Genomic DNA, 13,556 nt, shown 5'->3' with positions numbered 1-13,556 from the left:
CCTACTCGTCGTCGTCATCGGACATGGCGTCGTTCAGCAGTTCCTGCATCTTCGGCATGATGATGAACTGGCCGCCGATGGTGACGGCCTGGGTGATCAACGCATCGTTGAATTTGGCGTCGTCGGCGTCCGAGGTGTCCGCCGGTTTGTCGGCAGCCTTGGCGTTATCCACCGCGGCATTGAACTTGGCTTCAGGGCTGGCGCCACCGGGGGCGAGGTTGCTGTCTACGGCCGTTACGGACATGGTGCTGCTCCTTTACTGGGTTGGGGTTTCGGTACTGACTTGCGCGCCGCGAAACACCCGCACACCCCGCTCGCGGGCCACCGGGGCGGCCACGGCGTTGGGTTGCAGGTGATCGACGTGCTGTTGCACCAGCGCCAGGTACGGCGGTGGCCCGGACACGAACACTTCATCGCCTTCGGGGCCATTGCGCATCGACAGCTGCTGGCCGAACACATCAAGGGTGTTGAGGTAAGCCTGCAATTGGTCGAGGTTCAATGCGCTGGCCTTGAACAGTTTTGTGCCGATCTCATCGTTGGCGTTGAGGTACAGAAGGTTGCCGTCGAAGTACCAGGTCAGGCCGTTGGTGTTGCACAGGGTTTGCAGGAACTCACCGGCGCTGGCGGCGCGAATCGTGCTGCGCGCCTTGCCGCGCACCTTGTCCGAGAGCACCACGGGGATGTCGAGGTTGTGGCCGAACTCTTCCAGTGCGCCGCGCACATCCTGGTCGACCAACACGTAGGCATAGGGTTTGGAAAACCATTCGGGCGCTTCGGCCGCGTGGGCCAAACTGGCGCCGAACAGGCATAGGATGGCCATGAAAAATATGCTTACATGGCCTGCGCCTTCGCCCGACGAGTTGTGACGATGACCAAGAATTTCCTGCTTGCCAGTACCCTGCTGTTGGCTGCCTGCTCCAGCAAACCTGCGACCGATTCCGACAAGTCCCTGCAACTGGCCAACGACCTGAACAAGCGCGGCGATTACGCCAGCGCGGCTGCGCTGTACGAGCGCGCCACCCAGCAACCCGGCGCCGGCATCGACCTGTGGCTCAAGCTCGGCCAGGCCAGGCTCGACGCCAAGGACGCGTCGGGCGCCGAGCGCGCCTTCCAGCAAGCCCTGGGTTTGGACGCCCGCAACGCCGACGCCCTGCTCGGTCTTGGCACCGCGCAGTTGCAACTGGGCAAGACCCAACGCGCCGTCACGGCGCTGGGCCAGGCCGCCGAGATCAACCACCTGCCGGTCGCCTACACACGCCTGGGCATCGCGCAGGTCTTGAACGGCCAGGCCGTCGCCGCACAAACCGCCTTCGCCCAAAGCCTCAGCCTGCAACCCGACAACCTCGACAGCCGCTGCAACCTGGCCCTGGCTTATGCGCTGGGTGGGCAATCGCAACAGGCGCTGGACACCATCGCCCCCGTCACCCAATCGCCCCGGGCCTTGCCACGGCATCAGCGTAATGAACTGTTGGTGATGGTGTTGGCGGGGTATGAACAAAAGGTTGCCGGGCTGGCGCTGGATGATATTCCGGCGGCTGAGCGGGCACAGTTGGTGACCGAAGCCAAGCGCATCAAAGCGATCAGTGATCCGGTGGCGCAAGCCAAGGAGCTGGGGTTGGTGGACCCGCGCTGATACACGACCAACCCGCTTTTGATCTGGCTTGTGATCTGGCTTTTGATCTGCTTTTGATGTTGATCTGAGTCGCCCCGTTAAACCACGCTGGCCGAACGCAGGCTTTGGAGCGAGGGTAACCCGGCAGGACGCCGGGTTAGCCGCGCTGGGCCAAGGATGGCCCATCGCGGCGGCCCACGCTCCAAAGCCGGAGTGAGGGCACACCGAGCCTAAGCGAGGTGCCGAGTGGTGGGGCGAAGACCTTTTGCTTACTTTTGGGTCTTTCCAAAAGTGAGCCGCTGTAAGAGCGGAACCATAAGTGGCCGTTACTACAACAACGGATATGTACGCCGACTCACCGCTATCGCAGCGGTGCGGCGATCCGACAAGCCAGCTCCCACAGTTAGACCGGGTAGCTTCAGTTGGGTAGTGGTCGACCATGAGGCCGCTTTCGCGAGCAAGCCCGCTCCCACATTGGGGCCTCATTGCTGGCCTCCTGCAGCGCCGGCCTTGGCTTCCTGCTGGTCCTTGCGCCGCTGCAACTGCTCGCGGTCGAACCCTTCGATATACACCTGCGCCGCCCGGCCCACCGGCGCGGCCATTGCTGGCCCGGTCGCGCGGCCCTGGGTCAGGTCCTGCTTACGCTCGACCATCTGCATCAGGTTCAAATTGTTCGCGCAGCCCAACGGCAAGGTCGGCTTGAAGTCTTCATCCAACCCAATCTCATCCTTGGCCGCCGGTTGCTGGCACTGGCTCGGCACGCCATCGGCGCGGTATTCGGGCGAGTAATACGTCGGCGCCAAATGGGTCTTGCAGCCCACCAACACCAAGGGCAACAGCATCAACACACGCAAAACAGTCATGGCAGGCCCCTTAGTCAATTCATGTAGAAACCGAACGCCCCGCCGCTGCGCGGTCCGCTGGCTGCGGCAGTGGTCGGTAAGGCGTCCAGGGGCGTGGCCAGACCGCGACCGCGTACCGGCTCGACCAGGTACGGGGTAATCAGGATCACCAGTTCGGTTTCATTGCGTTGGAAGCGCTTGGAGCGGAACAGGTTGCCGAGGATCGGCAGGTCGCCCAGCAATGGCAGTTTTTCGATGTCCTGGCTGCTCTCGCGCTGGAACAACCCGGCGATGGCGAACGTCTGCCCACTGCCGACTTCCACCCGCGTGTCGGCGCGGCGCACGCTGAAGGACGGCACATGGAAATTGCCGAAGTCCACAGTGCCGCCGCTGACCACGCTGCTGACTTCCGGGCGCACTTGCAGGGCGATACGCCCGTTAGGCAGCAAGGTCGGGTTGAACAACAACGACACACCGAAGGACTTGTATTCGATGCCCACCAGGTCGCGGTTGACCGGCACCGGGATCGCCACTTCGCCACCAGCGAGGAAGCTCGCGGTCTGGCCGGTCATGGCGGTGATATTCGGCTCGGCCAGGATCTGCAAGATGCCATTGGCTTGCAGCGCATCGAGCATGCCGTCGATATTCACATTGCCGGAACCGGTGCCCGCCGTCGCCAAGCCACCGGCCGTCGCTGCCGCCAATGGGCCGCCCGTGATCAGGCCGAAGGAAAACGTGCCGTTATTGAACATCGCGTTCCAGTTCACGCCGTAGTGCAGCAACTCGGAACGCGACACTTCGGCAAAGCGCACCCGTAGGTTCACCTGGGCGGCACCGGCATATTCGGTGGTGTTGATCGCGCTCTGGAAACCTTGGCCCTGAGGGTTGAGCAGCGCGTTGAGGTCGGTGGCCTCGGCCACCGAACCGAGCGTGCCCTTGGCAATCAGGCGGTTGCCGGCGCCGCTGATCTGCGCACCGTTGCCGGGGTGCAGGGTCTGCATCGGCGTGGTCACCGCCTGGCTGTCACTGCTGACCGAAAGCGTCAGGCTGGCCAGTTGTTTGCCGTCGTTGCCCAGGGCTATCAGGCTGGTGTTGCCCGGCGCCTTGCCGAAGATATAGATAGTGCCGGGCGACACCACTTGCAGGTCGGCCACATTGGGTTCGGCCACCAGCACCGAATCCACCGGCGCCACGAAATGCAAAATGCGCCCTTCACCGGACGCCAGGTTGATCGAGCCGCCAGCACCTCGGGCAATGTCCTGGGCCTGACTGGCACACGCAATCAAAGCGAGTAACAACACACAAAAACGCATCATGAGGCAGACGCCAGGGGAGTGACAGAAGCCGCAGCAGGCGCGCGGCGATTGGAAATATCGGTGAGGCTGATGGTCACCAGCGCTTGCAGGTTGTACTCGGTGGCCAATTCGCGGAACGACAGCACCGCCAGTTCCAGCTCGCCGCGCAGTACCAGGCGACGCAAGCTGCGGCGCAGTTCCGGGTGCACCAGCAACACGGCGCTGTTGGCCTCACGGGTGTTCTCGCAAGCCTGACGCAGTTGCGCAAGCAAGGCGCGGCTGACGTCTTCGGGGATCAACTCGCGCTGCGGCTCCTGGCGACGCAAGGACGCACGAAGCTGGTCTTCCAGGCCCGGCGCCAGTACCAGTGCGCCGATCACCCGGTTGCGATCCGCATACTGATGACTGATCTGCCGCGCCAGCGCTGCACGCAAATGCTCAGCCAGGCGCCCGGCGTCAGTTTCACGCGCGCCCCACTCCACCATGGCTTCGAGCAAGGCGCGCTGGTTGCGGATCGACACGCCTTCGCCGACCAGCAAGCGCAGGGTTTCGGCCACGCGTTGCAGCGGCACCAGGCGCAGGGCCTCTTTGACCAGCTCGCCGTAAGTGGCTTCGGTGCGCTCGAGCAACAGACGGGTTTCCTGGATGCCGAGGAAGTCCGCGGCATAGCGGCGCAGGCTGCGTTCCAGCACACCGCGCAGCACTTCGTCAGGCAGCAAAAAGCCGATGCCGGCATTGCGCAAGGTGTCTTCGTGCTGACGCTCGATCCAGTGCGCAGGGCGGCCATTGAGCGGCGAATCGGCTTGTACGGTAGCGATATCGAGCAACTGCACATGCACCGGGTCGTCCTGCAACAGCAGGCAGTTGATCGGCAATTCGCCCTCGCTCACCGGCACGCCTTCCAAAGACACGCAAAAACTGCCCGGCGTGGCCTTGGCTTCCATGTAGATGCCTGGCACTGGTACGTCCACGCCAAGCTCGGTGCGAATGTCGTGACACAGCGCTTCGACACGCTGGCGCAGCATCTGGCGCGGCGCGCTTTGGGACAGGCCGCTGCCGAGGGTCAGCAGTACACGGGTGTCGGGCAGCAGGTTGTCATCCTGTTCGGCCGGCACCTCGACCACCGGCTCAGGTGCTTGCACCAACGCTTCAAGTTCACCCTGGGGCTGACGGGCCTGCCGGCGATACATCAAAAATGCCGCACTGCCAAAGGCTAAGGACAAACCGATAAATACCCAGGTCGGAAAACCCGGCAGCAGGCTTACGCCGATCATGATCAGCGCCGTCAGGCCCAGCGCACGGTAGCTGGCGCCCAGTTGCTTGATGATCTCGCTGCCCAGGTCGCCGGCCTCGCCGTCGCTGTTGACACGCGTCACGACGGTGCCCGCCGCGACTGAAATCAACAGCGCCGGGATCTGGGCGATCAGGCCGTCACCCACGGTCAGCAGCGAATAGGTGTGCACCGCCACGCCGAACGGCATGTCGCGTTCGAGCATGCCGATCAGCATGCCGCCCAGCAGGTTGACCGCGAGGATCACCAGCCCTGCGATGGCGTCGCCTTTGACGAACTTCATCGCGCCGTCCATTGCGCCGAACATCTGGCTTTCCCGCTCCAGGCGCGAGCGCCGACGGCGGGCTTCGGCCTGGTCGATATCGCCATTGCGCAGGTCGTTGTCGATGCTCATCTGCTTGCCGGGCATGGCGTCCAGGGTAAAGCGCGCCGCCACTTCCGCGACGCGCTCGGCACCTTTGGTGATAACCACGAACTGCGCCACGGTGATGATCAGGAACACCACCATGCCGACCACCACTTGCCCGGCAATCACGAAGTCACCGAACGCCTTGACGATATGCCCGGCGTCACCGTGCAGCAGAATCAGGCGCGTGGTGGTGATCGACAGCGACAGGCGAAACAAGGTGCTGAGCAGAATCAGCGGCGGCAGCGCAGAGAACTCCACGGAGTGGCCGATGTAGAACGCTACGATCAGGATCAGGATGCTCAGGGCAATATTGAGGCCGATCAGCATGTCCACCAGGTAGGTGGGCAGCGGGATGATCATCATCACAATCGCCATCAGCATAAACGCGACGATGATCACGTCAGTGCGCTGCGCAGCCATGCGCGCCACATTGTTCAGACGATTGAGTACGCTCATGGGTTGGCCCTGCGTGCGGCTAAGTAGCGTTTGAAGCACTGGCGCGCTTCGTCCTTGCGCTCGCCGTACCACAGCGCACGCGCGCGCAGCAGCAACAGGCTGGCGGACTCACCTTCCAGCGCCACCAGGCGGTCGAGGGCGCCGAGTGCCCGCGCGGCATCGCCACTGTCGGTGAACGCCAGCACCAGCGCACGCAACAGCACGCAGTCGTGGGGCGCGACACTCACGGCAATCAGCAACATCACCAGCGCGCGCTGGGACTGACCATTGCGCCGGTACAGCTCGCCAATGCCCTTGAGCAGTTGCACGGCGTCCTCGTTATCGCGGGCCATCAGGCATGCACCTGTGAGCGCTGCTGGTCGAGGTTGCGGCGCATCTCTATCTCTTCGCTGATCAGGTCATGGGCCAGGGCCTTGATCTCGGGCTCAGCGTCCAGGCTCGGCAGGATGTGTTCCATCACATGCTCCAACAGCTCCAGGGAACGCGCGCTGCCGAACAGCAGGGAGTCCACCCCGGCGGCGCTGGTGAGGGCTTCGAGGTCGCTGCGCAGCGAGCGGCGGGTTTGGGTCTTGCGGGTCTTGAGCACCGCTTCGAAGGCGGTGGCCTGGCGTGAATTGACCGGGTGAATCGCTTCGATAGGCGCGCTGCGCACATCACTGGGAATTAACGGGCGGGGTTCGACTTTCATGCCGGGGCCTGTTGATCGTTCCCACGCTCTGCGTGGGCATGCATCCTGTGACGCTCTGCGTCACCTTGCGCAGGGGTCACGCATTGCGCTGATTTCAGGACGCGGAGCGTCCGGGGCGGCATTACCACGCAGAGCGTGGGAACGATCATGTGTATACGTCCCATAGACCGACTCATAAGGTGAAGGTAAAGCGCTCATCGCCACGGGCGAGGATCACTTGGTTGTTCTCGATGCGTTCCAGCACCCAGTTGTCCGCCAGCGCAGCGCCGGGGTACAGGCGCTTGCCGCTGTCATTGATCACGTAGGGGTGGGCGCCGAACCACACGGCCTGGAAGCGCACGCGTGGGCTCGCGGCATCGGCACGCGCGGCAACGCGGGGGTTGAGCACGATCTGCTGGCCGTAGCGCTGGTCGAAGGCTTGTTGCAGGGCCAGCCATTGAGGCTTTTGTGACTGTTCGAAACTGCCCTCGGCGCTGAGCTGGCCGTTGCTGTTGGTGACGCTCACCGCATCCAGGCGGGCGGCTTGCAACTGTTGCTCCAGCCAGGCTTTGGCCTGTTCGCGGGACGGCTGTTTAATCGCCGGCACATCGACCACTGCCGCCACCTGCGCCAACGGCGGGTCACTGCGAAAGGCCAGTGCCCCTGCACAGATAAACAGCAGGCCGAGCGCGACAATCCAAGGCGTTAATCTGCGCGGAGCGCGGGAGGGTTGCTCTGCCTCTTCAGGCAGCGCCAGGCTCACACCGGCGGTGCCGATGCGCAGTTGCAAAGGCAGTCGCGCGCGATGACCATTGCCCCGGGGAATTCGCACAGTGCCGGCGACCAGCACCTCACCGCCCAAGGCTTCGACCGCCACATGGCCGCCCTCAAAACGCAGGCGCAGGTGCAGGCCGGCGATACCGGGGTCGCTGAGCACAAGGTCGGCCGCGAGGTCCGCGCCGATGGTGTAGACAGGCTGATCAAGCATCAGGGAACTGCCCTGGTGCAAACCGGCGGTCACAGTGAGGGTCGGTGCGCCAGTCGCAGCCACCGGCCCCAAAGAAATCAAGGCTGTCATGTGTGGGTTTGCCCCCTTGAAAATGTGCAACGGGGTCAAGAATCAGCAGGTAAACGGGCAGCGCCAGCGCCGCCCGTTTGGCAAATCAGTTCTGCGGACGCTGTTTGGTGGCGTCGAGCTCAGCTTTTTTCGCGGTGCTGATTTCGGTGATCTTGGCCGACTTCTCGATAGCCATGTTGAAGGTCGCTTCCATCTTCGCGATAGCGTCGTCGGCGCCGCCGGCTTTTACTGGTGGGACATCAGCCATGTTCATCTCCTTGCATCGATAGGGAAGTTATTCAGTTGCGCAACAGCAAGCTGAAAGTATGCAAACCCGGTAAATGCCCAATACGTCAGACAGTGAGCGTTTGAACCGTCGTTGGTTTGCATGGGGGCCATACTACTCACGATCAAAACGCCTTCGCTGTGAAAGCTTGTGAAACGTTTCGGCTACAGGGTGTGAATTGTTTGGCTCAACCCGGCGTTGAAAAAAACTCATGCCGGTTCGCCCGCGGAACTTTTAGCGAAACATTCAAACAAGGCCAAAGCCCCTTATTACGCGGCGTTGCACGCACACCCCGACATTCTCTTGAACAATAGGCGGCAGGTTTACAGCGTAAAAACGCGCAGTCCGTCACGACGTCGACGTCTTTTTTGTATCGACTTCACATTTTTCGCTAATAGCCTTTTGCCCAACTTCGCAGATATTTCCATTTGTAACAAAAGCGACTTACTCATCGCGTTTCATAGCTCGGCGCGAGCGACCTTAATGCTCGCGGGCAACTAATTTCCTGCGCCTGATTAGTACAGATGCACTAATAGCTAAATAGTCAGTGTGCAGGCCCTGATATATGAAACAACTTCCAGGTGAGCATGTATGCCAGCGATCCCAAGTAGTCGTGACCCTTCGCAAACACCGGGCACAGACGGCTCGCAGAAAAAATTCGAAACCGCGTTGTACACCGCCGTCAACCAGCCGACCTTCGACCCGTCGAAGATCCGCGGCCCGTCGATCCCACTGCCCTATCAAAACGTTCAGGCGCCGGTGAACAACAGCATCACCTACACACCGTTGGGCAGCGACAAGCCAGTCACTCTCAAGCAGAGCGACAACCCGCGTCTCTACGAAACACTGGTCAACCAGTACAACACCCAACAGAACGATGCGAGCTTCGAAAAAAACCTCAGTGACAGTAAAGCGGCCGGCTACACCCATGCCGATGCGAGCACCGTGGCGCCGGGGCTGGGCAACTACACGGCCATCGGCAGCCCGACTGAACTCGGCCCCGGGCTGATCCGCTATGAGACCGCCTCGGGTCACAAGGTGGTGGTCAGCCAGAAAGACACGCCGCAGCTGTTCGATCAGGTCAGCGGCGACTTCACCAAGCTGTCGGCGATCAATGCCAGCGGCGCCGAAGGCTATCGCCTGGCCGGTGCCAACGAGAGCATCGACCCAGCCACCCATATCGGCCCGCCCGAGGAAGTCGGGCCAGGGTTGATCCGCTACCAGACCGCGTCCGGCGACAAAGTGATCGTGTCCCAGGACATCACCCCTGCCCTGTACGACCAAGTGGCCAAGCTTTACGCCGGTACTACCGGTGCCGCAGGCGCCTGCGATACTTCGTGGATCGACAACTCGTCGTTCGGTGTGGCCGGCGCCAAGGACTGGAACAGCATCACTGGCAACACCAGCACGACACCGACCAAAGAACAACTCGACCTGAACCGCCCGCGCGCCGCCGCACAATTGCTCTCGCAGAACTGGGACGCCTGGGGCCTGCACGGCGCGCCGATCGACTTTGCCAACCCGCCGACCACCTTGCCGCCCCAGGCTCAGGCCGTGCTCAAGTACGTGGCCAGCAGCCCGAACCTGATGGCCGCGCTGGACAGCGGTGGTCGCGGCAAAGCCGACAATGTGATCACCCATTCCGACGTTGACCATTTCATCAGCAACACCAACAGCGATATCGGCGCGGCGGCGAAGTCCTATGGCAGCTTTATGAGCAGCCACCCAGGCGACTTGGCCAAGGCCAACGCCAAGTCCGCCGCCATCGTGATGGCCAACGAAAGCCTGGTCGCCAGTTCCGGCACCGCCATGCGCCCAGGTGACAACCAGCGCAGCAACGACGGCATGATCCGCCCCGATAACCTGCAAGCCCTGGGCAGTGATTCGGCCTTGAGCAACGAGCTGACCGGCGCTGCAGCAATGTGGTCGCGCCCCGGCCTGTTCCACGCCCTGGAAACCGGCGGTGACAACCCCGCCACCGGCAAATCCGACAACATCGGCACCCGCGACAACATCGGCGCGTGGCTGGAGAAACAGGCGCCGAAAACCGACAGTGACACCCTGACCTTCCTCGACGGCGCCGCCACCCGCGATGCCGTCGCCGGTGTGGATACCTCCAAGCTCACCGCCGATATCCTGGCCAACCCGCAGAACTACACCGGCGAACAAAAAGCCGCCGTGATGGTGCAACTGACCGATGCACAAACGCGCCTGCTGGTCAGCGACTACGTCGGCAACGCAGGCTTGATGGACAAGTACACCTCGCCCAACTGGGGCCTGAACCCCAACGAAGACAAGATCAAGGCGCAGCTGCAAAGCGGCATCGAGACCCTGTCGGCAGACCCGGATGTGCAAAGCTTCCTGCAGAACAATCGCGGCCCCGCGCTCAGGGATATCGTTAGCAGCGACCCGAGCATGAAGGTCGCGATGCAGAACTACTTTGAAGGTGGCATCGAGTCGGGCAAAAACCTCAACGACAACCTCAATGCCAAGGACCAGAACGGCAAACAGATCGACATGGGCATGGGCCTGCAAAACGCCGCCAACGACGCGACGATCGCCAACCTCGCACTGGGGGGCAACGGCCATGTGGACCTGACCAAGGTGGCGGCCAACGCCGGGCAAAGTGACGCGATCCTCAGCTACTACAAGAACCAGCTGGTGACCGGCAAAGCCTTCACCGATGCGGTAGCCGGTGGCCTGGACCCGACCGTAGCGGCCAGCAGTTTCGCCGCCAGCACCGCGTCGGCCCAGGCCTTTCTGGGTGACAAGGCCACGGCGGATGACGCGGCGACCTTGCAGGTCAACTTCAACGAAAACCTCGGCGATGCGTTGCTCGGCGGTGCGACCACCGACACGTTGAACGTCACGCTCGGCGATGGCAACGGCAACTTCGACGACGCCAAAGTCACCGCTGCGATCAACGACGCGCAGCAAAAAGACCCCGCGATGTTCACCACCTCCGACGGCGGCAAGATCGACCCGGCACAGGTGGTGTCGATGCTGCGGTCGGTATGGGACATCGGCCGTCAGGGCAACAAGATTGCCGATGCCTTGCCCAAGGCTATCGAAGGTATGAAATTCGGGGATGTCAGCCCGGCGTTCAAGCAAGGCCTGCTGCACATTGGCAGCGCGGTGTTGATGAGCGGCGTGCTGATGGCGCGTTCGGCCAGCGGCAGCACCACCCCGGTGGCGGATGCCAACCGCGTATCGGCGGGCCTGCAATTTGCCGGGTTGCTGCTCGAAGGCGGGACCAAATACGCCAAGGAAGCCGGCTATGGCGTCACCTGGGTCAACCGCCCGGACGGCGGCACCATTGGCGATTTCCCCGGCAAAGTGCCGGTGGGCAAAGGCCCGCTGTCGGCGCAACAGATCGCCAATATCGGCGCGGCGGGCAAGATCATTGGTTCGGCCGGCGGCATTATCGGCGGCGTGATCGGGATTATCGGCGGCGTCGACTCCTTGAAAAAAGGCGACTACCTCACCGGCAGTTTCTCGGTGTCCACCGGTGTGCTCGGCACAGGTGCGGCCGTCGCCGGCCTGGTGGAAGCCGGTGCCGGTTTGTATGGCGCCACCGAAATCGGTGCAGTGGCCGGCACCATCAGCGGCATCCTTGGCGGCGCCACGGCGATTCTCGGGGGTATCGGCAGCGCGTTCCTGCCGTTCGCCCTGGCCGATGCCCATGGCAAGGCGCAAGACGCGTTCTACGGGCAACTGACACCTGTGCTGCAGCAATACGGCCTCACCGGTGGCCCGACGATGGATGGCGATTATCCGTCTGACCCGATCCCGGCGATCAACACCTGACTCTCCCTGGCAACCCGGCGTAAAAAGGAGCCGCGTCGGGCTGCAATGTCCACGCACAAAGGTTAACTGACATGACGTACTCGACTCGCAGCCACCTCACCGATGACGCCTCTTTCGGCATTCACTTCGGCCCGTTCCAACTGCTGCCCCACCGTTATCTGCTGCTCAAGCATGGGCAACCCGTGAACCTGGGCAACCGCGCCCTGACCTTGCTGATCGCCCTCGCCTCCCGGCCTGGTGAATTGCTGCATAAACACCAATTGCTCGACATCGCCTGGCCCAGGCTGGTGGTGGAGGAATGCAACCTGCGCACACAGATCAAGACCCTGCGCCGCGCGCTGGGCGACAATGACTCGTTCTACATCGCCACCGCAGCGGGCCTGGGTTATCGGTTCGTCGCGCCCACCTGGTTGGAACCCGAGCCGGTGCAGGTGATGAAACCGTCGGTGGATGGTGACGATAAGCGCCAGTGGGTGGCGTGATCTACGCCCCCACACAATCAAACTGTGGGAGCTGGCTTGTGTGGCGAGGGAGCTTGCTCCCGCTGGGATGCGAAGCGCCCCCAGGATAGCTGCGACTGCTGCGCAGTCGAACGGGAGCAAGCGCCCTCGCCACAGCCCCCCACACTGTTTCAGATCTGGGGGATCAGACGAGTGCGCTCACGTCCAAATGCCCATCCTTCACCGGTGGGCACCAGTAATAGCCACCGGTCAGCGGCGTACTGATCCGATACAACCCATCCACAATCCCGTCTTCCAACCCGCTCATGCGCCGCAGTTGCGCTTCAAACGCATCGAAGGAATGCCCAAACGCCAGGAACATCAACCCCGCCTGGCCGTTCTCGGCCCACGGCATCGAGCGGCGCACCACAAAGGCTTGCGGGGTAAAACTTTCCTGGGCGGTGCGTTTGGTGTGAGCGGATTCGGGGGCGTCGTCCAGCTCTTCGTTATCGCCATGGCGGCGGCCGATGATGTGGTCACGCTCCTGGGCGGGCAACGCGGCAAAACCATCGAGGTCGTGTTGCCATTGCTGGATCGCGGCAAAGCTGGCGCCGCTGTCGGTCAGGGCGGCTTCGACGGCGGCGGCGGCGTGGGGGTTTTCGGTGCCGTCTTCGTAATCGGTCAGATCGAAGCCGGTCTTGTAGCGGAAGCCTTCGGTCATCTGCACCAGCCGGAATGCCGGAGCCAGGGCCTTTTCAAATGCGCGGCTGCGCAGCAGCAGTTCACCGCGATCCACACCGTGCAGCCACACCCACAACGCCTGCTGGGTGGACGGGTTATGGGCGCCTGGGCCAGTAACGGCGGGGAATGCGCGCAGCCCTTCAATGTGCGCGCCGAGCGAAGTTACCAGCGGCTCGCCAACACCGACCACTGCGCCCTCGTCCGCCAACTGCACCAGCGCGTCTAACGCGGCGGGTACGGCTGCCAGTGCATCAACGGCAAAAAACAGATGGCGTGCCTGCAACGGCACCGGTGCGGCAAGAATGCCCGGCTGGTAGTGACTCATGTGAACTCCTTCTGAAAAGCCGCGCAGTTTAACCGGCCAGCGCGGGCTTTTGCTCAAGGTTTTCCAGATCACGCGGTTCCAGGCCCAATTGCGCCTTGAACTGCGCCCAGCCTTTGGGCGTGACCCGCACCGCACGCGAATCCCTGGCGCTGATCAATCAGGCGTGCGCCACGGCCTGCTGTATGGCCTGCTGTTTGTACTCAGCCTGTATTTCTGGGCCTCTCGCCGCTGCGCACCGGCGTGGCGTTCCTGCCACTGACGGTGTTGGTGAGCATCGGCAGCCTGACGGCCGGCGAGTGCGTGCGCGCCTTCGTAACGCCTCTGGCGC

General features: G+C 62.7%; 14 protein-coding genes. 3 read left to right on the top strand and 11 right to left on the bottom strand.

Annotated features, from left to right (window positions below; translation table 11 throughout):
• Position 1 precedes the first annotated feature (1 nt).
• Together HBO41_RS25800 and HBO41_RS25795 are read right to left on the bottom strand one after the other, a co-directional pair.
• Positions 2–244 (bottom strand): hypothetical protein, encoded by a 243-nt coding sequence (locus HBO41_RS25800; protein ID WP_017137572.1) that lies wholly within the window; start codon positions 242–244, stop codon positions 2–4.
• A 12-nt stretch (positions 245–256) separates the two neighbouring features.
• Positions 257–820 (bottom strand): hypothetical protein, encoded by a 564-nt coding sequence (locus HBO41_RS25795; protein WP_017137571.1) that lies wholly within the window; start codon positions 818–820, stop codon positions 257–259.
• A gap of 48 nt (positions 821–868) precedes the next feature.
• On the opposite strand from HBO41_RS25795, the gene HBO41_RS25790 reads away from it, so the two are divergent.
• Positions 869–1,633, top strand: coding sequence for a tetratricopeptide repeat protein (locus tag HBO41_RS25790; RefSeq protein WP_017137570.1), 765 nt, complete (start codon positions 869–871; stop codon positions 1,631–1,633).
• A 461-nt stretch (positions 1,634–2,094) separates the two neighbouring features.
• Here the strand turns inward: HBO41_RS25790 and HBO41_RS25785 are convergent, their stop codons facing one another.
• From HBO41_RS25785 to HBO41_RS25755, 7 genes are all read right to left on the bottom strand, one after another.
• Entirely contained in the window at positions 2,095–2,475 is a 381-nt protein-coding gene (locus HBO41_RS25785) for a hypothetical protein (RefSeq protein WP_017137569.1), read from the bottom strand.
• A 14-nt stretch (positions 2,476–2,489) separates the two neighbouring features.
• Positions 2,490–3,770, bottom strand: a complete 1,281-nt coding sequence (locus HBO41_RS25780) for a type II and III secretion system protein family protein (protein WP_017137568.1) — start codon at positions 3,768–3,770, stop codon at positions 2,490–2,492.
• The gene (gene sctV, locus HBO41_RS25775) at positions 3,767–5,905 is read right to left on the bottom strand and encodes a type III secretion system export apparatus subunit SctV (RefSeq protein WP_169988223.1); all 2,139 of its coding nucleotides are present in this window, start codon (positions 5,903–5,905) and stop codon (positions 3,767–3,769) included. The genes HBO41_RS25780 and sctV overlap by 4 nt, the downstream gene beginning before the upstream one ends.
• Positions 5,902–6,237 carry a lipopolysaccharide assembly protein LapB gene (locus HBO41_RS25770; RefSeq protein WP_099550521.1) on the bottom strand — a complete coding sequence of 112 codons (336 nt, stop codon included), beginning with the start codon at positions 6,235–6,237 and terminating at the stop codon, positions 5,902–5,904. Before HBO41_RS25770 ends, sctV begins: the two co-directional genes overlap by 4 nt.
• The gene (locus HBO41_RS25765; protein ID WP_017137565.1) at positions 6,237–6,593 is read right to left on the bottom strand and encodes a hypothetical protein; all 357 of its coding nucleotides are present in this window, start codon (positions 6,591–6,593) and stop codon (positions 6,237–6,239) included. Before HBO41_RS25765 ends, HBO41_RS25770 begins: the two co-directional genes overlap by 1 nt.
• A gap of 172 nt (positions 6,594–6,765) precedes the next feature.
• Positions 6,766–7,650 carry an FHA domain-containing protein gene (locus HBO41_RS25760; RefSeq protein WP_169988221.1) on the bottom strand — a complete coding sequence of 295 codons (885 nt, stop codon included), beginning with the start codon at positions 7,648–7,650 and terminating at the stop codon, positions 6,766–6,768.
• An 85-nt stretch (positions 7,651–7,735) separates the two neighbouring features.
• Positions 7,736–7,897: a hypothetical protein gene (locus tag HBO41_RS25755; protein WP_016969018.1), complete on the bottom strand. Its 162-nt coding sequence runs from the start codon at positions 7,895–7,897 to the stop codon at positions 7,736–7,738.
• A gap of 609 nt (positions 7,898–8,506) precedes the next feature.
• On the opposite strand from HBO41_RS25755, the gene HBO41_RS25750 reads away from it, so the two are divergent.
• Entirely contained in the window at positions 8,507–11,722 is a 3,216-nt protein-coding gene (locus HBO41_RS25750; RefSeq protein ID WP_169988219.1) for a type III effector HrpK domain-containing protein, read from the top strand.
• A gap of 71 nt (positions 11,723–11,793) precedes the next feature.
• Entirely contained in the window at positions 11,794–12,204 is a 411-nt protein-coding gene (locus HBO41_RS25745; RefSeq protein WP_017137562.1) for a winged helix-turn-helix domain-containing protein, read from the top strand.
• Positions 12,205–12,367: 163 nt separating this feature from the next.
• Here the strand turns inward: HBO41_RS25745 and HBO41_RS25740 are convergent, their stop codons facing one another.
• Together HBO41_RS25740 and HBO41_RS29605 are read right to left on the bottom strand one after the other, a co-directional pair.
• Positions 12,368–13,228, bottom strand: a complete 861-nt coding sequence (locus HBO41_RS25740) for a Dyp-type peroxidase (protein ID WP_169988217.1) — start codon at positions 13,226–13,228, stop codon at positions 12,368–12,370.
• Between the two features lie 28 nt (positions 13,229–13,256).
• A complete protein-coding gene (locus HBO41_RS29605; RefSeq protein WP_017137560.1) occupies positions 13,257–13,385 on the bottom strand; it encodes a hypothetical protein in 129 nt (42 codons plus the stop codon).
• Between the last annotated feature and the right edge of the window lie 171 nt (positions 13,386–13,556).

It is taken from the genome of Pseudomonas sp. WS 5146, from assembly GCF_012985495.1.
GTDB classification, from domain to species: domain Bacteria; phylum Pseudomonadota; class Gammaproteobacteria; order Pseudomonadales; family Pseudomonadaceae; genus Aquipseudomonas; species Aquipseudomonas edaphica.
The sequence above is the reverse complement of the archived record's forward strand: the minus strand, read 5'-3'. Positions and strand labels throughout refer to the sequence as shown.